Below are 19,156 nucleotides of genomic sequence, written 5' to 3'. Positions count from 1 at the left end.
AACCCCGGGCACAGAACCGCTCATGGCGTCGGCGGCTACCGCCGGGCCCGGCTCCGGGCTGTCCCGGGCGCCGCGTGAGCCAAGGGCGTGCGGTGGTCGAGGCGCCCTCCCCAGGACACCTCGACCACCACACGCCGGGTCGGGTCGGGCCGGCCTCCCCCCAGGAGGTCGGCCCTCGGACCAGGTTCCCCGCCTTCCCCCGCGCGGAAGCCTGCTCGCTACCCTTCCCCTCTTTCCCCCGTGGTCTCTGTGGTCTTGAGCGGTTTCCCGCTGCTCTTCTCTCTCCTACCGCGCAGGGCCTTCTCTGCGGCGTCGGGACTCTCTCAGCGCATCGATGCGATCGCCCACTCCGCCGCCAGCGTCACAGCCACACCAGTCCCCAGGACCACTGTGGCCACTCGGGTACGCCCTTGCTTGCTCAGTACCAGCGCGCTGCCCGAGAGGATCAGCGCGATGCCATAGAACCCCATGGTCAGAACCGAGTGCGTACTACCGAGTCGGAGGACGAGAGTCAGCCCCACCGCGAGCATGATGATCGCGGAGAGCGCTATGCGGACATGGCGTGCCTGACGTGGTGTGAGCCCCTGCCGTTCCGGGCTTGTGTTGGCTTCCGACATGCTCGCAAGACTATCCGTCTCGCCTTGGCCCGGGCCGCCCGGACCAGCCGTTGTGGTGATCACCGCGTGCTAACCGTGCCCGCCGACCCCGACCGTCCACAGCGGTGCTGTCCCGGTCAACTGGCAGGTCATGAGGTAGAGCGGGATCGGCGGTGTGTAGGGGCTCTGGTCGGTGGGCCAGCGGATCAACCGGGCCTGTGTCGCCGGTACGTAGGCTCCTTTGGCGTAGTACGAGGGTAGTGGCCAGATGAGCTCCTGGTCGGAGCCCGCCGGGACGATCCACCACCACCAGGCGGAATTGGCGAAGACGCAGCCGCTGCGAGGCAGCCGTCCCAGCAGCCGAAACCCATAGCGGGCCGGCACTCCCACCGCGTCGCAGCCCATCGTCGGCACGACGGTGGCCGGCAGCGCGAGTCGGGTGAGGCCGTCCGCCTCGGTGCGCCGGCCGGCGCTCCAGCTGAGTCGGGCCGTCAACTGTGTCAGCAAGATCGCTCCGTCCGCCGCGGGAAGTCCGCTCCGTACGGAACATCTGTGTGCAGCAGTTCCGCCCAGACGACTCGACCGCTGCCCTGCTGGGTGGCGTGTGCCCCCCATGAACTGGATACGGCCTCCACGAGGAGCAGGCCCCGTCCTCGCTCCTCGGCGGCCTTGGTGTGGCATACCCGCGGGCCACTGGGCGCACAGCCCTGGTCCCGCACGCTGATTCGGAGCCGCTCGACACCATTGAGCAGCTCGCAAGAGATCCGATGGCTGCCGCTGTGAACGACAGCATTGGTGACCAGTTCGGAGACCACCAGCATCGCAGTGTCATGGACGTCGCCGCCTATGCCCCAGCAGTCCAATCGATCGCGAGCGAACTTTCGGGCTGTGGAGACATACTCGACGCGCGCCGGTAGCTCGAAGCCGTACCGATGGTGGTCGGCCCCGGAGCATGGGTCCAGGAGTGGGGCGTGGAGCGCGTCACGATTCACTTGACCACTGTTGCGTTGGAATGGACACCTTGGCAAGACCCACTCTGAAATTTTCAGAGTGGGCATATTCATCGATGCGGTCGCGTGGCAGACTGCTCGCAACAACAGAGCACGTGGGGAGGTCTCGAAGTGAGCGAACCGCGGTCCGCCCCCACGGTGGGGCAGGTCGTACTCGGAAAGCGCTTGCAGGATCTACGCGAGCGCGCCGGGCTGAGGCGCGAGGAAGCCGCCAAGGTTCTTCGGGTGGCCGCGGGCACTATTCGCCGCATGGAGACCGCCGAGGTCGCGCTGAAGATCCCGTACGTTCAGCTGCTCCTTGGCGCGTACGGAATCAGCGACGACGAGGCTCGCGGCTTCATCGAGTTGGCCGAGGAAGCCAATAAGCCAGGCTGGTGGCAGCGCTTTCACGATGTCCTGCCTGGCTGGTTCAGCATGTACGTCAGCCTGGAGGGTGCGGCGAGCCTCATCCGCGCCTATGAGCCTCACTTTGTGCCCGGTCTGCTCCAGACGGAGGAGTACGCGCGAGCGATCATGCTCAGCGGTGCCGTGGGTCAGACCGATCCCGAGGACATAGAGCGTCATGTGGCGCTGCGGATGGAACGTCAGGCCTTGCTCACCCAGCCCAAGGCCCCCAGACTGTGGGTGATCATGGACGAGACGGTGTTTCGGAGACCCGTCGGCAGCCCAGCAGTGATGAGAGGTCAGATCGACCGACTTCTCGAAGGCGCCCAACTGCCCCATGTCACCCTGCAAATCGCGGAGTTCGCTTCCGGACATCACCCCGGTACCTACGGGCCCTTTGTGCTGTTCCGGTTCGCTGTCCCCGAGTTGCCGGACATGGTCTACAGCGAGTACCTGACCGGCGCGGTCTATCTCGACGCGCGTCCCGAGGTCGCCTCGCATCTGGAGGTTTTGGACCGCATGGCGGCTCAGGCCGCGACTGCACAACGCACGAAGGAGATCCTCCGGGGTCTCCGCAAGGAGCTGTGAATGGACCACATATACAACGGTATGCCGGCCACCGAGCTGGGCGAGGTGGGCTGGCACAAGCCGTGGAGCGGTGGGAACGGCGGTAACTGCTTCGAAACCATGAAGCTCGCGGACGGGCGGGTGGCCGTGCGTCAGTCGGCCGATCCGGATGGGCCGGCACTGATCTACACACCGAGCGAGATCGCCGCGTTCATCCAGGGAGCCAAGGCCGGGCAGGCGGATTTCCTGCTCACCTGACGGCCCCGATCAGCCTTGGCGCGCATGTCATCAGCCACACGGCTCGCCATCCCCGTGTTCACTTCGGACCGAGACAAGTCAGGCATCAGCAAACACGGCGTGCGGCACCACAGTCCGCACGCCGTCGGTGTCTGCCATCGTAGCTGATCGTGGTTGCTCGATCGCGGATCGTCTCACTCCATGGCCCCGCAGGGGCCCGCGGCCAACTTCAGGAGGGCCGCAGTGCGGGACCGCGAGCCGGCGGCCGAAGCCGCCGCGGGAGGGTTCGTCCAGACAGGGGCCTGGATCTCCGTCCCCCGCGCGGTGTCGGCGGAAGCCGACGCGTTGATCCTGGTCGACGCGCAGGCCGCCTTTCTCACCGGCGCGCAGGCGGTTCCCGGCGCCGAACGGCTCACCGAACGACTTGCCGCGCTCCTGCGCCGAGCCCGCGCGGCCGGTGCGCTCGTGGTGCATCTCCGCAATGACGGCGAGCCGGGAGCGGTGGACGAGCCCGGTACCCCGGGCTGGCAACTACTGCTCGCCGTGAGCGAATCGGCCGATGAGCACATCGTGGCCAAGGACGGCGACGACGGTTTCCACGGAACGAAGCTGGGCCCGCTCCTTGATCAGCGGGGTGCGCGCCGGGTGGTGATCGCCGGAGTCCTCTCGGAGATGTGCGTCAGCGCCACGGCACGCGGTGCGCTGGCACACGATCTGGAAGTCGTCCTGCCGCACGACACCCATGCGACCTACGGCCTTGATGACATCCCGGCCCCAGTCGTCTCCCGGGTCGCCGAGCACGCCCTTGGCTCGGACCCCGTATTCGTACAGAAATCGGACGCCGTACGGTTCGCGCCCCCAACCCGATTCCGGTAGACGGGACTTCGGGAGCAGTTCGTCGAAGGGCACCGAATCCACCCCGAGCCGCGTGATAGACCCGTTCAAGACGGGCGTAAGGCGGGTCTTCGGGGCCCAGGGGGAGTTCGGGGGCTCAGTGCGGGGACGACGACTGCTCAGCTACAACGACGCCGTGGCGATCCTCACCGGCGACAGCGCGGGACTCGCGGCCGCCGACCGGGCGCTCGGCGGGGCGTTGTCCCTCGCTACCGGCGGGGTCAGCGACGCCGTACTGAACGTCCTCGACGCGCGGGGGCGGATCCTCAGGCTCGGTCGGGATCTCACGACCGGACTCGGCGGCAGTCTCGACGCCGTCGACCGCGCGACCCGTACGGAACGGATCGCGGCGGCCCACACCATCTTGGTGATCACCGCCTTCTTCCAGGCCCTGGACGAACTGGAACTCCCCTTCCAGTTAGCCGAGTTGGACCTGACCCGCGATGAGCAACTCAGGATCGCCCAGGGCGAGGGCGTCGAGGGCGGCGGCCCCGGGCTCCTCCAGACCCTGCTCGCCGGATCCGTTCCCCAGCCGGCGCCCCATCTCCCCTATGAACACGTCCTGCACGAGCTGGAGCACTGGTTCACCGCCGCCGGAGTGCGGTTACGCCAGTTCGTCGCCGGTCTACTGCTGTGGGAGCGCCTCGCTCCCCGGCAGCGCGCCGACGCCCACGACGCCTTCGTCGGCGGGCCGCTCCGCGCCCTGGCCACCGAGCGCTACCGCGAGCTCTACGCGCAACTCGCCACTGATGTGCCCGAGTTCGGCTTCTGGTCCGGACAGATCGAGCACCAGGCGACCCGGGTCTCCGTGCGCCGCGCGCTCACCGGCATCGAGACCGCCCTTGCCGGACTGAGCGCCCCGCACTCCCCGCGATTGGTCGCCGATTCCCTGGTCACCGGCTATCGGGCGGCGCTGACCCGACCGATCCTCTCGGAGGGGCAAGCACCGGCCGGCATGTGTCTACCCACCCTCGGTGAGGGCTACGTCGATCCCGACTTCCGGGTCCGCGCGGTCCTCGACGGCGCCCACGGGCCGGCCGAGGAGGAGTGGTGGGAGACCGCTCCCGTGCGCTCCGACATCACCGAGTACCTCGCGGGCGTCCTCACCACCGTCGCCTCCACCAGCGCCCCCCTGGTCGTCCTTGGCCAGCCCGGCGCGGGGAAGTCCGTACTGACCAAGATCCTCGCCGCCCGGCTACCCGCCGGCGGCTACCTACCCGTACGGATCGTGCTGCGCGAGGTGCCGGCCGACGCCGATATCCAGGACCAGATCGAGCACGCACTGCGAGCCGCGACCGGGGAGCGCGCCTCCTGGCCGGAGTTGGTACGAGCCGCGGACGGAGCGGTGCCCGTCCTCCTCTTCGACGGCTTCGACGAACTCCTCCAGGCCACCGGGGTCAGCCAGTCCGACTACCTGGCGCGGGTCGCCCGCTTCCAAGAACGGGAAGCCGACCAGGGGCGTCCGGTGTTCGCCCTGGTCACCACGCGTACCGCGGTGGCGGACCGGGCCCGGTACCCGGACGGAGCGGTAGCGCTTCGGCTGGAACCCTTCAGCCAGCAGCAGACCGCCCGCTGGCTCGACCTCTGGAACCGCCTCAACGAGCCCTATCTCACCGCCCGCGGTCTCGACCCGCTGCCAGCGGCCGTCGCCGTACGCCATCAGGCACTCGCCTCCCAGCCGCTGCTCCTGCTGATGCTCGCCCTGTACGACGGCGCCGGCAACGCCCTGCAACGCGGCGCGGGCGCCGACGAGCCCCTCGACGAGGCCGAGTTGTACGAGGAACTGCTCGCCTCCTTCGCCGCCCGTGAGGTCGGCAAGTCCCTTCCCGACGGGGCGGAGCGCGAGCTGCGCGAACGGGCCGAGCAGGAGTTGCAGCGGCTCTCCCTGATCTCCTTCGGGATGCTCAACCGGCGCCGCCAATGGATCACCACGGCCGAGGCCGAACGAGACCTCGCGGCGCTCCTCGGCCGACCGGAACCCGTGGCGGAGGGCTTCCGCGCCCCCCTCGGACAGGGCGAGATCGCGCTCGGCCGGTTCTTCTTCGTCCAGCGGGCCCAGGCGATCCGGGATGAGCAGCGGCTGGCGACCTATGAGTTTCTGCACGCCACCTTCGGCGAGTACCTCATCGCCAGGCTCTCCGTACAACTGCTGCACGGACTGCTCGCCCAGCGCCCCGCGCTCACCGTGGGCCGTACCAGTGTCGACGACGACCTGCTCTATGTGCTCCTGTCCTACGGCCCGTTGTCCTCCCGCCAGATCCTGCGGTTCATCGGTGCCCGCAGCAGCCAGATCTCCACCGACGAGCGACGCCGGCTCGGCGAACTACTGATCATGGTGATGGGCGACCACCGCCATCGCACCGAGCACCGGTTCACCGACTACCGTCCAACGCCGCGCGCGACCACCTCCCGTCATGCCGTCTACTGCGCGAATCTGGTGACCCTCACCCTTCAGATCACCGGGGGAGTGCGCGCCAGCGAGCTGTTTCCGCAGGCCGAGAAGCCCGCCCTGGTCTGGCACCGACGGGCGCTGCTCTGGCGGGCGGCCTTCACCGAGACCCAGTGGACGGACTTCGCACTCACCCTCCACACCCGCGGTATCTGGAGCGGCGAACGCCAAGATCGGCAGGATCTGGAGATCCTGCCGACCGAAGTGCTCCCACCGCCGGAGCCGGTGGACGTCTGCTGGCTGTCCTCCCGAAGCCCCGGCGACGGCGACCAGGGTGGCGCCCAGGGCTGGCAGCGGGCCTACCCCGACCAGATCCGGCACAAGACGGTGGTGTCGGGCGGAACCGACGACGCGATCGTGCTGCACGCGGTCGACCCCCTCTTCCAGTGGATGGCTCCGGCGGTCTCGTCCTTCATCGGTACTCCGCAGGGCACCGCGACCTCCTTCGCCCATGGCCTGCTCTCCCTCTGGCTGACGAGTGGACTCGGCGCGCCCGAGGACGAGTTGATCGCCCGGTACGAACACTGCCTGTCCTTCATGGGCGCGTGGACCAACCTCGACGATGTCTCCCAGCACCGGGTGCTGCGGCTGATCCTGGGGCAGTTGGCCACCGACGCCCACCGACTCCCGGTGGATGTCGTCTGCGCGGTGCTGGACGCCCCCGACCCCTGGGGCTTGGACGTGGCATGTCAGGAGCTTCGGGCCAAGGCGGCGCTGACCGCGCTGGAACTGCACCAGGACAGCAGGCTGGAGTCGTGCGCAAGGGAGTGCCTGGACGATCTCGCGGGGAACGCGTCCCACCGGCTGCTGGCGCTGATGCCCGGTTCCTATGGCTCGGCGGCGGCCCAGGAGGCGTTTCGCATCGCCGCGGTACGGGTGCTGGCACTGTCCGACCACCATCACACGGTGGTGCCTGGGGAGGTCCTCGCATGGGCGCGGGGATTCCTTGACGGTCACTCGGCGTAGTGCGGTGTTGTGGAGACACTCAGCGAGGTACGGGGTTCCTCCGAGATCATCCGATATAGGTCATCGCACACAGTGACCGTGCTGGGGCCTCGCACCTCAAGGAGACCCCGAGCTGAGTCCTCCAGCCGACCCCGGACGGGTTCCCGAGCAGGTCCTTCGGCGAACCCCTGGAGGTGCCCGACACCCCGTGTCCCGTGGTCCTCGGCCCACCGCGAGAGAATGGGGGTATGGCTCGACGCAACCCCCGCCACCATGGCACCTCAGCCCCCGCACTCACCCCGGCTTCGCCCTGCCCCTGTGGGCTGCCCGCCACCTATGAGCAGTGTTGCGGGCGCTTCCACGCCGGAGAGGCCGCCGCTCCCACCGCCGAGCTGCTGATGCGCTCCCGCTATGCGGCCTTCGTGGCCGAGGACACGGCCTATCTCCTGCGCACCTGGCATCCCGGCACCCGACCGATGCAACTGGAGTGCGACCCCGGCATGCGCTGGACGGGCCTGGAGATCCTTCAGGTCGTCGACGGGAGCCCCTTCCACTCCACCGGTTTGGTGACGTTCCGGGCCCGCTACCGGCATCACGGCAACCGAGGCGCGCTCCAGGAGCGCAGCAGATTTGAGCGGGTGGGCGGCGCCTGGGTCTATCTGGAGGGCACCTTCATCGAGTAACCGCCGCCTTCTCCACCGCATCGGGAAGCCCCTGGGCGAGGTCCTCCACCAGCAGCCGCTTGGCGATCACATCGGCTGCTGCTCGCAGCTGGGGCCCCGCCGGGCGCCCGATGTCCTGCTCCAGACGGTCGCCCAACCATTGCTGCCAGGCCCGGGTGATCGCGGCGGCCTCCTGCCGCCCGGCCTGGGTGTGGGCGTAGTAGTCGCCCTCGCGTGCGAGGAATCCCTGTTCCACCATCCGGTCAAAGACCGGAACCAACACCTCGGGTGGCAGACGATGACGCGCGGCGATCAGCCCCGTGCTGGCGTGCCCCACCAACCGGGTCATCATCTCGACCTGCATCACCGCCCAAGCACCGGCGACGTCGAGACGTGAGGCCGAACCCTCGACCACACCTCGTGCGGTGTCCGTTCCCACCCGGGACACGATCTTGGCCACGGCACCTTCCAGGAGCTTCGCCGAGTCACCCGAGGTCGGTGAGGAGAAGCCATCGCCCATGTCCGTCGATGCCGCACGCGCGGAATCACGCAGGGTGACCTGTTTGAGGAAGAGCGCGACCACCAACCCCAACGCCGCCACCGGTACCGTCCAGAGGAACACCGTATGCAGCGAATCCGCGTACGCCTGCACAATGGGTTCCCGCTGAGCCTGCGGCAACCGCTTCAACCCCTCGGGACTGCGCGCCAGTCTGGCGACCGTGGCCGCGTCCGCACCGCCCGCCCGCACGGCCTCCCGAACTCCCTGGGCGAGGTTGGGGACCAGGGAGTTGGTGTAGATCGTGCCGAACACCGCGGTACCGAAAGAACTGCCCAGCGTACGGAAGAAGGTGACCCCCGAGGTCGCCGTGCCCAGATCCGCGTACTCCACCGTGTTCTGTACCGCGATGGTCAGGACCTGCATGGACAGTCCGATACCGGTGCCCAGGACGAACATGTACAACGACTCCAGCCAACTGCTGGTCTCCGGTCCCATCAACGACAGCAGATAGAGACCGACGCCCATCACCGTTGAGCCGGCGATGGGGAAGACACGGTAGTGGCCGGTCCTACTGACGACGACGCCGCTGAAGACCGAGGCGATCAGCAGCCCCAACACCATGGGCAGGGTACGAACCCCCGAAATGGTCGCCGAGTCGCCGTCCACGTACTGCAAGTAGGTCGGCAGGAACGTCATCGCACCGAGCATGGCGAAACCGACGATGAAGCTCAGCACCGAGCACACCGTGAAGACCGGATTCCGAAACAGCCGCATCGGCAGCATCGGTTCCGCTGCCCGCTGTTCCACCACGCAGAAGAGCACGAGCGCCAGCGCGCCACCGGCGAACAGCCCGAGAATGATCGGCGAGCCCCAGCCGTACTCGTTGCCGCCCCAACTGGTCCCCAGGATCAGCGCACTGGCGCCGACCGCGACGAGGGCGATGCCGAGATAGTCGATGATCGGACGGCTCACCGAACGTACCGCGGGGATCGTACGGGCCGCCGCGATGACCACCGCAATGGCGATCGGCACATTGACGTAGAACGCCCAACGCCAGGTCAGATTGTCGGTGAACCATCCACCGAGGAGGGGCCCGATGACCGTCGCCACGCCGAAGACCGCACCGATCGCGCCCTGGTACTTACCGCGCTCACGCAGGGGGACGACATCCGCGATCAGCGCCATGGAGGTGACCATCAGCCCACCCGCGCCGATGCCCTGCATGCCGCGCCACACGATGAGCAGGGTCATATTGCCGGCCAGGCCGCACAGGAAGGACCCGGTGATGAAGATGATCGCCGAAACCTGGAAGATCAACTTTCGGCCGAAGAGATCACCGAACTTACCGACCAGCACGGTCGCCACGGTCTCCGCGAGCAGATACGACGTGACGACCCAGGACATATGGTCGCCGCCGCCGAGATCCGACACGATCGTCGGCAAAGCGGTGCCCACGATCGTCTGGTCGAGCGCGGCCAGCAGCATCCCCAGCATGATCGTGCCGAAGACGATATTGCGCTGCCGCACATCGAGTACGGGTGGCGCCGCGGCGGGTGCGCGGACACCGGTGGTATCGCTGGTCATCCTCGCAGCCTCACACCGCCGAGGATCAGCCGCATGCGGTGCGGGTCCGCCCGGGGCACGCCCGGGGGCGCCCCGGCCCCTGGCTCACACGGTGGCGCTGTCGACGGGTCAGCCGTAGGCGCGGTTGGGGCGGATCATCAGCAGTGGGTGGTGGGCGGCCAGGACCTTGTTGGCGCGGGCCAGCACCGACAGGGCGTGCTCCCGATCGGCTCGATCCTCGTGGCAGAGCGGACCGCGGAACCGATGCACCTCACGGACCGCGCTGTCCGCTTCGATCTCCGCCTCCAGCACATGGGTGGGCATGCAGGACCCGATCAACGCGGCCACACGGTCGGGGATGGGTACGGGGATGAGAGGCGAGGGAGTCACGGTCCAGTCCTTTGTCTGCTCGGGCGCCGCCGCTCCGGCAATGCCCACCCTCCATACGTAACGAACGGAAGTCCGCATTCGTCGGCGGGGATGTCTCGGTGGGGCAACCGCCATTGGCCGTCCCATGGATGGTGTTCACGCCTGGGGGAGCTGACCGTCCCGTCCCCGCCGGCTTTCCGCCCGCCGCACCGCGGACGGCAACCGGTCATGGGATGCGCGAGGCGCACAGTGGATGAGACAGTGCGGCAACCTCGTCGGCCACGCCCCCCCGTCGAAGTGGTCGCGACTGACGGTGTCGTGTGAACGGCACGCACCGCATGGCTCATCCGGCCCCTGCCTCCGGCAGCACCGACGGCATACCTTACGCGAACAGGGACCACTCACCCGAATCTACGGGCACTTTGTTGAATCGAGAATGGCGCCAAGTCGACTGTACTCAGCGGGCATTGATCATTTCCGCGTTCGACGGGCCGGGTGGGCCGGACCCGACGGAAGTCATCGGACTCCTCACCGTCCCAGGGGAACAGGCCACTTGTTCCCCACGGTGTTTCAAGTGCGCCAGCCCGTCACTCGTTGCGCCAGGAGAGCACTTCGGCCAGGTCGTAGCGCACCGGCTCCTCCAACTGGGCATAGGTGCAGCCGACCGGAGTCCGGTCCGGACGCCAGCGACGGAACTGCGCCGTATGCCGGAATCGATCGCCCTCCATATGGTCGTACGCCACCTCCAGCACCCGTTCGGGCCGCAGCGCCACCCAGGACAGGTCCTTCCGACCCGTCCAGCGACTCTGGGCCCCCGGTAGCCTCGCCCCCTCATGGGCGCTCTCCTGCGCCCAGGCGGACCAGGGGTGTTCATCCGGGGAATCCATCAGCAGCGGCTCCAACTCCTCGACCAACTCGGCGCGCCGCGCCATCGGGAAGGCCGCGCAGACTCCCACATGTTGGAGTGCGCCGGTGTCGTCATAGAGGCCAAGAAGCAGTGAACCGACGATGGGCCCGCTCTTGTGGAAGCGATATCCGGCCACGACCGTGTCAGCGGTCCGCTCGTGCTTGATCTTGAACATCAGCCGGGCGTCCGGACGGTACGGCAGATCGAGAGGCTTGGCGACAATCCCGTCGAGCCCCGCGCCCTCGTATGTCTCGAACCACTGCCGGGCGAGTTCCTGATCTTGAGTGGCGGGGGCGAGGTGGATCTGCGGGCCCGCTGTGTCGAGCGCGGTGGCCAATCGTGCTCGGCGCTCGACCAGGGGGGTCTCCAGCAGGGATTCTTCGTCGATCGCCAGCAGATCGAAGGCGACAAAGCTCGCGGGGTCCCGTTCGGCGAGCATCCGCACCCGGGAGTCGGCGGGGTGGATACGTTCGGTGAGTCGCTCGAAATCGAGCCGGTCCTGATGGACGATCACGATTTCCCCGTCGACCACACAGCGTGGGGGCAGGGCGTCCATGAGCGAGGTGACGAGCTCCGGGAAGTAGCGGGTGAGGGGCTTTCCGGTGCGGGAGCCGATCACCAGCTCACTCCCGTCCCGATGGACGATCGCCCGAAAGCCATCCCATTTCGCCTCGTACTGCATTCCCGGCGGGATCTTTCGCACGGACTTGGCGAGCATCGGCTTGAGGGGCGGCATCACCGGAAGATCCATAGATTGATTGTCTGATATGCGAGCGATGTCGGCTCGCTCTACGCTGATCCACATGGCCGGAGCGGTGGAACTGGAAGTGGGAGAGCGGACGGTACGCGTCTCCAATCCCGACAAGATCTATTTTCCCGGACCCGGCTACACCAAGCTGGACATGGTCCACTACTACCTCGCGGTCGGGGAGGGCATGACCCGTGCGCTCTATGACCGCCCCACCACCCTGGAGCGGTACCCCGATGGGGTGGACGGTGAATCGTTCTTCCAGAAGCGGGCGCCCAAGTACCTCCCGGAGTGGATTCCCACCGCCCACATCACCTTTCCCAGCGGTAGATCAGCCGATGAGATGTGCCCGATGGAACCGGCGGCGATCCTCTGGGCGGCCAATCTGGGCTCGGTCACCTTCCACCCCTGGCCGGTACGCCGTGGCGACACCGACCACCCCGACGAACTGCGTATCGATCTCGATCCCCAGCCGGGAACCGACTACGCGGACGCCGTACGCGCCGCTCATGAGCTACGGGCCGTCCTCGCGGAGGCCGGTCTGCGGGGCTGGCCCAAGACCTCTGGTGGACGCGGACTCCATGTGTTTGTGCCGATTGAACCCCGCTGGACCTTTACGCAGGTCAGACGGGCCGCGATTGCCTGTGGACGTCTGTTGGAGCGGCGGATGCCCGACCGAGTGACGATCAAGTGGTGGAAGGAGGAACGCGGTGAGCGGATCTTCGTCGACTACAACCAGACCGCTCGCGATCGCACGATCGCCTCCGCCTACTCCGTACGACCTCGACCGCACGCTCCGGTCTCCGCCCCGCTGCGCTGGGAGGAGATCGACGACGCGGTCCCCCAGGACTTCGACATCAAGACGATGCCCACCCGGTACGCGGAGGTGGGCGATGTCCATGCGGACATGGACGACCAGCGCTTCAGCCTGGAATCCCTCCTGGAGGCGGCCCGCCGCGATGAGGCCGACCACGGGCTCGGGGACCTGCCCTATCCGCCCGAGTACCCCAAGATGCCGGGCGAGCCCAAGCGGGTCCAGCCGAGCCGGGCCCGGGACACGACGGACTAGGGCCTCGCGGTCGGACCCGTCACCGTCACCGAGCTGAGGGAGGTCCCCAAGATCTCTCGGATGCGGGGCAGTGACATCGAGCGCAGACTCGTAGGTGCAGACCCCCGACGGGATGTCCCAGCGTGCCCCAGAGGAGCACACCCATGTTGACCACGCGATATGTCTCCGGTTCACCGAACTGGCTGGACCTGGGAACCCCCGACATCGAAGCCGCGAAGAAATTCTACGGAGGGCTCTTCGGCTGGAACTTCCTGTCCGCCGGCCCCGAAGCAGGCGGTTACGGAATGTTCCAGTTGGACGGCAAGACCGCCGCCGCGGGGATGACGGTCACCCCGGAACAGAGCCCCTCCGCCTGGAACATCTACTTCCAGTCGCCCGAAGCCGAGGCCACGGCGGAGGCCGTTCGCGGGGGCGGCGGCACGGTGCTCTTCGACCCGATGGATGTCTTCGACCAGGGGCGGATGGCCGTCTTCACGGACCCCGATGGAGCGGGATTCTCCGTCTGGCAGCCGGCGCTCACCAAGGGCCTGGACCTGGTGGACGAGGTGAACAGCCTCTGTTGGCTGGAGCTGTACACCGGTGATCAGGACGCGGCGCTCGCCTTCTACCAGGGCGTGTTCGGCTGGGGCACCTCCTCGATGCCCTTCCCGGACGGCACCGGCTCGTACACGATGGTGCACCCCGCTGGCGCCGATCCGGAGGCGATGTTCGGCGGTGTCGTGCCCCTGGCGATCGATCCCACCGAGACGGACGGTCCCTACTGGCTGCCCTATTTCGAGGTCGGGAACTGCGACGCAACGGTGGCGCAGACGGAACGGTTGGGCGGTACGGTTCGGATGCCCCCCGTGGACATGGAAGGCGTCGGCAGGTTCGCCAAGGTCGCCGATCCCTTCGGGGCGAGGTTCGCACTGATGCAGCCGCGAACCTCGGGCCCCTGATCTTGGGCAGCCCGTCCGTTGGTTGTTGTTGATGGTTCGTTGATCGGCTGTTTATCGCAATGGGGGAGCGTGGGCCCCATGCCGACGCCGATCAACACCACCACCGACGCCCTCTCATGGCAGGAGAGCGCACTGTGCGCGCAGACGGGCCCCGACTTCTTCTTTCCTGCTCCTGGCTCCTCGACCCAGGAAGCCAAGCAGTTGTGCAGGGCGTGCGAGGGACGGCTGCAATGCCTGGAGTACGCATTGACGCACGATGAGAAGTTCGGTGTGTGGGGTGGACTGTCCGAGAAGGAACGGCACCGGCTGAAGCAACGCCGAGGAGCACAGGGCTGGGGCGACGCCAAGGCCGCCGATACCGTGCACTGATCCTGACTCAAGGGTGCAGAGCGCGTGCACCGAACAGGTCTTCAGCATGCTTGCTGCCCACGGGGGAACGGGGGCAGCCGGGGGCGGGGGTGCGTGGTGCGCCCCCGCCCCCGCTGGCTGTCCGAGACCCACGGCTCTTTCCGCCCCGGGACGTGGTGATGGGGATCGACCACGCGGTCCGGCCGGTGGTCTCCGTGAAGGCGTCGCCCATGGCGAAGGCCGCGCTCCCTTTCGCTTGGGAGGGGCGCGGCCTGGTCTGCCAGAAAGCCGGTGCTGTGGAGGAGAGCGAGGCCAGGCCCACGAGGCGGCCCTGGTCAGGGCGGTGAACCGGATCGCCGCTGATGAATCGGCGCCAGATCGCTATCCCCGACAGGCCGTCGGCATAGGACAGGGCCATGCCCTGCCCGTCCGCGGCGGAGGGGGATCAACCGGGTGGGGGCCTTGTGGAGGGCCCGTTCGGCGGTCTGGGTCCTAGCCGGCCGCTCGCGCGGCCAGACGCGCCTTACGGGCCGCGAGCTTCGCGTCGAACTTGCTCGCCTCGTGGTCGAGCCCGTCCATATAGAGGCCGAGTTCTTCCTGTGCCTTCAGTCCGTCCGGGCCGAGGCCCTCGATGTCCAGGACCTTGAGGAAGCGCAGTACCGGAGCGAGCACATCGTCGTGGTGGATGCGCATGTTGTAGATCTCGCCGATCGCCATCTGGGCCGCGGCCCGCTCAAAGCCCGGCATGCCGTGCCCCGGCATCCGGAAGTTGACCACCACGTCGCGCACGGCCTCCATGGTGAGGTCGGGGGCGATCTCGAAGGCCGCGCCGAGCAGATTGCGGTAGAAGACCATATGGAGGTTCTCGTCCGTGGCGATACGGGCCAGCATCCGGTCGCAGACGGGGTCGCCGGACTGATGACCCGTGTTGCGGTGCGAGACCCGGGTGGCCAACTCCTGGAAGGCCACATACGCCACGGAGTGCAGCATCGAGTGCCGGTTGTCGGACTCGAAACCCTCCGCCATATGGGTCATCCGGAACTGCTCCAGCTTGTCCGGGTCCACGGCGCGGGAGGTGAGCAGATAGTCGCGCATCACAATGCCGTGCCGACCCTCTTCCGCGGTCCACCGGTGCACCCAGGTGCCCCAGGCGCCGTCGCGGCCGAAGAGGGAGGCGATCTCATGGTGGTAGCTGGGGAGATTGTCCTCGGTCAGCAGATTCACCACGAGCGCGATACGGCCTATGTCGGTGACCTTCGACTGCTGCGGCTCCCAGGCTTCGCCGTCCTCGAAGATACCGGGGAAGTTCCGTCCGTCGCTGAACGGGACGTACTCATGCGGCATCCAGTCCTTGGCGACCTTCAGATGCCGGTTGAGCTCCTTCTCCACGACCTCCTCCAGCGCGTACAGCAGTCGGGCGTCGGTCCACGCTTCCGAACTGCCGAGGTGGGGAGAGGTGATCGTCACTGATGCTCCTGGGGACGGGAGAGTTACCTACGGATTCGTAGGTTACGAGACCGTAGGTTAAGGGCGCGATAAGCGCACGTCCAAGCCCGTCCCCGGGCGAGTCGACTACGTAACGTCATATGCGCTGGTCAGGTAGGTTATACAGACAATTCGCGGAGGCGGACCGAGAGGCACGTCACGCAGCCTTCAAGCTTTTCGAACTCGCTGATGTCCACCGGAACGGGCTGATAGCCGAGATCCGAGAACAGTTCCGCCGTCTTGGGGGCGCTCGCCGCCATCAGTAGTCGGCCACCGCCGAGGAGCACCACATGGGCGCCGGATTGCTCCGGCACCGGGAGATGGCGTGGAAAGACGGAGGGGGCATCGATATGCGGTGGATAGCCGATGACCGTACCGTCCGGCAGTGCGGTCACGGCCGATTTGAGGTGCGGTACCCGGCTCACCGGTACCGCCACGATCCGAGCGCCCAGCGGCTCGAAGACCGCCCGCAGTTGCTGCACCCCGGCGGCGTTGGTCCGATCGCCCCGCCCCACATAGAGCGTGTCACCGATCTTGAGCACATCGCCGCCGTCCAGGGTGCCCGGCTCCCAGATCCAGTTCACCGAGCAGCCGAGTCGGGCCAGGCTCTCCTCGACGGTCACCGTCTCCGGCCTGCGCGACTCCGCACCTGGGCGGGTGATCAGGGCGACATTGCGGAACATCACCACCGTGTCCTCGACGAAGACACCGTCCGGGCACTCGTCCAAGGGCTCGGTCTCGATGGTCTCCCAGCCGTGCTCGCGCAGGGCCTCGGCGTACATCTCCCACTGTAAGAGGGCGAGGTCGGCGTCGACGGAGCTCCGTTCGGAGTGGGAGACCAGCCCCTCGGCGATGCCTGGGCTCGGTCGGCGGATCAGGGCTTTCCTGCTGGGCACGGGTGCGACTCCTGGAGTTGCCGGGGCTGGGTCGCGCTCCATCATGTCCCGCGGTGCCGGGGCAGGTAACCCTTCTCGGGGTCGGCTCGGTGTTCGCTCACCCACGGAGAGTGCTGCGGCGGTCCTGCCGGTCTACCGGCTGGTCCGGAGCCCGATCTGAAGCACTCGTTGAGCGGAGCGGTAGAGGAGTGCGGCCATTGGGGGTGTTTGCGGAGTGGACCACCGGCCCCTCAGACCTGTCTCCCAACCCCTGCGTTGATCGTCGTCCACGGCGGAACCGGTCACTCCCATCCCAGGTCACGACGGAGGTACTCGGCGGTGAAGGAGGCGCGGTTCGCGAGAAGTTGCTCGGGGGTACCGGCGAAGACCAATGTGCCCCCGTGTTTTCCGCCCTCCGGGCCCAGATCAATAATCCAGTCCGCCCTTTTGACCACATCCATATGGTGTTCGACGCAGATCACCGAGTTACCCGCGTCCACAAGTCGATCCAGCAATGTGATGAGGGTGTCCACATCCGCTCGATGGAGACCGGTGGTCGGCTCATCCAGCACATACACACTGCCCGTACGGTGAAGTTGGGTGGCGAGCTTGAGACGCTGCCGCTCACCGCCCGACAGCGAACTCAGCGGTTGGCCCAGGCTGAGATAGGTCAGCCCGACCTCGTTCAGAGTGCGCAGCTTGCGCAGCAGTGTCTGATCGTCGAAGAACTCCATGCACCCGGCTGCGGTCATCTCCAGTACGTCAACGATCGAGGCGCCCCTCACCCGGTGCTTCAGCACCTCGTCATGGAAACGTCGCCCCTCACAGACCGGGCAGGTGGTGGTCACCGGGTCCATGAAGGCCAGATCGGTGTAGCTGACTCCGCGGCCCGCGCACTCCCCGCACGCACCGTCCGAGTTAAAGCTGAAGAGGCCCGCAGGGACGCCGTTGACCTGCGCGAACACCTTGCGGATGGTGTCCATGATCCCAAGGAAGGAAGCGGGTGTCGAGCGCGAAGAGGCCCTGATCGCGCCCTGGTCGATCACCACGGCCTCCGGGTAGGCGGAGGTGAACACCTCCGACACCAGGGTGGACTTACCGGAGCCCGCCACCCCGGTCACCGCCGTGAGCACACCGGTGGGGAACCGCACATCGACGTCCCGGAGATTGTGAAGGTCGGCGCCGGTCAGCGGCAGCCAGCCGTCCGGGGTACGGAACGAGTCCTTCAACTCCGTGCGGTGGCGCATTGACCGGCCCGTGGGGGTGTCGGCCGTATGGAGTTGGGCCACCGGTCCTTCGTACACCACCCGGCCGCCGTCGCGGCCTGCTCCCGGGCCCATGTCCACAACATGGTCCGCGATCGCGATCACATCCGGGTCGTGCTCCACCACCAGTACCGTGTTGCCCCGGTCGCGAAGCCTGATCAGGAGGTCGTTGAGCCGTCCCACATCGCGCGGGTGCAGGCCCACACTGGGCTCATCGAAGACAAAGGTGAGGCCGGTGAGGGAACTCCCGAGGTGGCGGACCATCTTGAGCCGCTGCCCCTCGCCGCCGGAGAGGGTGGTGGTCTCCCGATCCAGCGACAGATAGCCCAGCCCGATCCCCACCAGCCGCTCCAGTCTCCGCCGTGCGGCGGTGGCGATCGGGGTCGCCACCGGGTCATCGATGAGGCCCAACACCTCGACCAGGTCCGCGACCTCCATCCGGGTCCAGTCCGCGATGTTCAGCCCGCCGATCCGGGTGGCGAGTGCGGCCTTGTTGAGGCGCGAACCACCACAGGTCTCACAGGGGCGCTGCACCACGAACCGGTCCGCTGCCTCGCGCCGCTTCGCTGAGAGACTGGTGGTGTCCCGCTTGAGGAAGAGCCGGGTGAACCGGCTGACGATTCCCTCGAACCGCATCTCCACCGAGCCTGTCCTCAACTGCAGCTGTACGGTGAAATCCCCTCCGTACAGCAGGAGTTCGCGCTCCGCTTCGGTGAAATCGCCGATCGGTCTGTCCGGGTCGAAGTGGCCCGACTCGGCGTAGAGCTTCCACTCCCAACCACCGACCGTCAGCCCCGGCAGCAGGAGCGCCCCCTCGTGGAGGGACTTGGACCAGTCGACGGCCCGGTCGATGTCGAGTCGGACCGTGCGGCCGATGCCATCGCACTCCGTACACATCCCGGCCGGGTCATTGAAGGAGTACGCCGTCGCTGCCCCCGCGCTCGGTGTGCCGTGGCGGGAGAAGAGAACCCGTAGCACCGAGTAGATGTCCGTCATCGTGCCCACGGTGGAGCGCACATTGCCGCCGATGGGTTTCTGATCCACGATGATCGCCACCGAAAGCTCATCGATCCCGTCGGCGTGGGGACGCTCGTACTTCGGCAGACGGTTGCGGATGAACCAGGTGAAGGTCTCATTGAGCTGCCGCTGCGATTCGACGGCGATGGTGTCGAAGACGATCGAGGACTTCCCAGAGCCCGAGACCCCGGTGAACAGGGTGATCTGGTTCTTGGGGATGGTCAGGGAGACATCCTGGAGGTTGTTCTCGCGTGCGCCGGTGATGACGATGTTCTCGGGCATACAGCCGACGCTAACGATGAATCCAGACATCTCCTGTCTGGATTCAT

17 protein-coding genes are annotated in these 19,156 nt (G+C 67.3%); 8 read left to right on the top strand and 9 right to left on the bottom strand.

The window, feature by feature from the left end:
* Nucleotides 1–323: 323 nt before the first annotated feature.
* From NBG84_RS00760 to NBG84_RS00750, 3 genes are all read right to left on the bottom strand, one after another.
* Nucleotides 324–617 carry a hypothetical protein gene (locus NBG84_RS00760; protein ID WP_250917218.1) on the bottom strand — a complete coding sequence of 98 codons (294 nt, stop codon included), beginning with the start codon at nucleotides 615–617 and terminating at the stop codon, nucleotides 324–326.
* A gap of 69 nt (nucleotides 618–686) precedes the next feature.
* The gene (locus tag NBG84_RS00755; RefSeq protein ID WP_425608549.1) at nucleotides 687–1,103 is read right to left on the bottom strand and encodes a hypothetical protein; all 417 of its coding nucleotides are present in this window, start codon (nucleotides 1,101–1,103) and stop codon (nucleotides 687–689) included.
* Nucleotides 1,097–1,588, bottom strand: coding sequence for an ATP-binding protein (locus NBG84_RS00750; RefSeq protein ID WP_250917217.1), 492 nt, complete (start codon nucleotides 1,586–1,588; stop codon nucleotides 1,097–1,099). Before NBG84_RS00750 ends, NBG84_RS00755 begins: the two co-directional genes overlap by 7 nt.
* A 129-nt stretch (nucleotides 1,589–1,717) precedes the next feature.
* Between NBG84_RS00750 and NBG84_RS00745 the strand changes: the two genes are divergently transcribed.
* The 5 genes from NBG84_RS00745 to NBG84_RS00725 all read left to right on the top strand — a co-directional run bounded on the left by NBG84_RS00745 (nucleotide 1,718) and on the right by NBG84_RS00725 (nucleotide 7,765).
* Entirely contained in the window at nucleotides 1,718–2,578 is an 861-nt protein-coding gene (locus NBG84_RS00745; protein WP_250917216.1) for a helix-turn-helix domain-containing protein, read from the top strand.
* A complete protein-coding gene (locus NBG84_RS00740; protein ID WP_250917215.1) occupies nucleotides 2,579–2,815 on the top strand; it encodes a DUF397 domain-containing protein in 237 nt (78 codons plus the stop codon).
* Between the two features lie 222 nt (nucleotides 2,816–3,037).
* Nucleotides 3,038–3,670, top strand: a complete 633-nt coding sequence (locus NBG84_RS00735; protein WP_250917214.1) for an isochorismatase family protein — start codon at nucleotides 3,038–3,040, stop codon at nucleotides 3,668–3,670.
* A gap of 52 nt (nucleotides 3,671–3,722) precedes the next feature.
* Nucleotides 3,723–7,103 (top strand): NACHT domain-containing protein, encoded by a 3,381-nt coding sequence (locus tag NBG84_RS00730; protein ID WP_250917213.1) that lies wholly within the window; start codon nucleotides 3,723–3,725, stop codon nucleotides 7,101–7,103.
* A 227-nt stretch (nucleotides 7,104–7,330) separates the two neighbouring features.
* On the top strand, nucleotides 7,331–7,765 hold the full coding sequence (locus tag NBG84_RS00725) for a YchJ family protein (RefSeq protein WP_250917212.1): 435 nt from the start codon (nucleotides 7,331–7,333) through the stop codon (nucleotides 7,763–7,765).
* Here NBG84_RS00725 and NBG84_RS00720 read toward each other — a convergent pair.
* From NBG84_RS00720 to NBG84_RS00710, 3 genes are all read right to left on the bottom strand, one after another.
* Nucleotides 7,755–9,827: an MDR family MFS transporter gene (locus tag NBG84_RS00720; RefSeq protein WP_250917211.1), complete on the bottom strand. Its 2,073-nt coding sequence runs from the start codon at nucleotides 9,825–9,827 to the stop codon at nucleotides 7,755–7,757. The two genes, NBG84_RS00725 and NBG84_RS00720, sit on opposite strands and share 11 nt — an antisense overlap.
* A 108-nt stretch (nucleotides 9,828–9,935) precedes the next feature.
* Nucleotides 9,936–10,196 (bottom strand): hypothetical protein, encoded by a 261-nt coding sequence (locus NBG84_RS00715; protein WP_250917210.1) that lies wholly within the window; start codon nucleotides 10,194–10,196, stop codon nucleotides 9,936–9,938.
* 566 nt (nucleotides 10,197–10,762) lie between these two features.
* Nucleotides 10,763–11,833: an ATP-dependent DNA ligase gene (locus NBG84_RS00710; RefSeq protein ID WP_250917209.1), complete on the bottom strand. Its 1,071-nt coding sequence runs from the start codon at nucleotides 11,831–11,833 to the stop codon at nucleotides 10,763–10,765.
* 52 nt (nucleotides 11,834–11,885) lie between these two features.
* Between NBG84_RS00710 and ligD the strand changes: the two genes are divergently transcribed.
* The 3 genes from ligD (at nucleotide 11,886) to NBG84_RS00695 (ending at nucleotide 14,206) form a co-directional block, all read left to right on the top strand.
* Entirely contained in the window at nucleotides 11,886–12,899 is a 1,014-nt protein-coding gene (gene ligD / locus NBG84_RS00705; protein ID WP_250917208.1) for a non-homologous end-joining DNA ligase, read from the top strand.
* 143 nt (nucleotides 12,900–13,042) lie between these two features.
* On the top strand, nucleotides 13,043–13,837 hold the full coding sequence (locus tag NBG84_RS00700) for a VOC family protein (protein WP_250917207.1): 795 nt from the start codon (nucleotides 13,043–13,045) through the stop codon (nucleotides 13,835–13,837).
* 78 nt (nucleotides 13,838–13,915) lie between these two features.
* Nucleotides 13,916–14,206 (top strand): WhiB family transcriptional regulator, encoded by a 291-nt coding sequence (locus NBG84_RS00695; RefSeq protein ID WP_250917206.1) that lies wholly within the window; start codon nucleotides 13,916–13,918, stop codon nucleotides 14,204–14,206.
* Nucleotides 14,207–14,677: 471 nt separating this feature from the next.
* Here the strand turns inward: NBG84_RS00695 and NBG84_RS00690 are convergent, their stop codons facing one another.
* The 3 genes from NBG84_RS00690 to NBG84_RS00680 all read right to left on the bottom strand — a co-directional run bounded on the left by NBG84_RS00690 (nucleotide 14,678) and on the right by NBG84_RS00680 (nucleotide 19,109).
* Nucleotides 14,678–15,652 carry an acyl-ACP desaturase gene (locus NBG84_RS00690; protein WP_250917205.1) on the bottom strand — a complete coding sequence of 325 codons (975 nt, stop codon included), beginning with the start codon at nucleotides 15,650–15,652 and terminating at the stop codon, nucleotides 14,678–14,680.
* A gap of 137 nt (nucleotides 15,653–15,789) precedes the next feature.
* Nucleotides 15,790–16,566: a dimethylargininase gene (gene ddaH / locus NBG84_RS00685; RefSeq protein ID WP_250917204.1), complete on the bottom strand. Its 777-nt coding sequence runs from the start codon at nucleotides 16,564–16,566 to the stop codon at nucleotides 15,790–15,792.
* Between the two features lie 281 nt (nucleotides 16,567–16,847).
* Nucleotides 16,848–19,109, bottom strand: a complete 2,262-nt coding sequence (locus tag NBG84_RS00680; protein ID WP_250917203.1) for an ATP-binding cassette domain-containing protein — start codon at nucleotides 19,107–19,109, stop codon at nucleotides 16,848–16,850.
* Nucleotides 19,110–19,156: the final 47 nt, after the last annotated feature.

Source organism: Streptomyces albipurpureus, assembly GCF_023701525.1.
Classification (GTDB): Bacteria; Actinomycetota; Actinomycetes; order Streptomycetales; family Streptomycetaceae; genus Streptomyces; species Streptomyces albipurpureus.
This window is presented reverse-complemented; position numbering and strand designations above follow the sequence as displayed.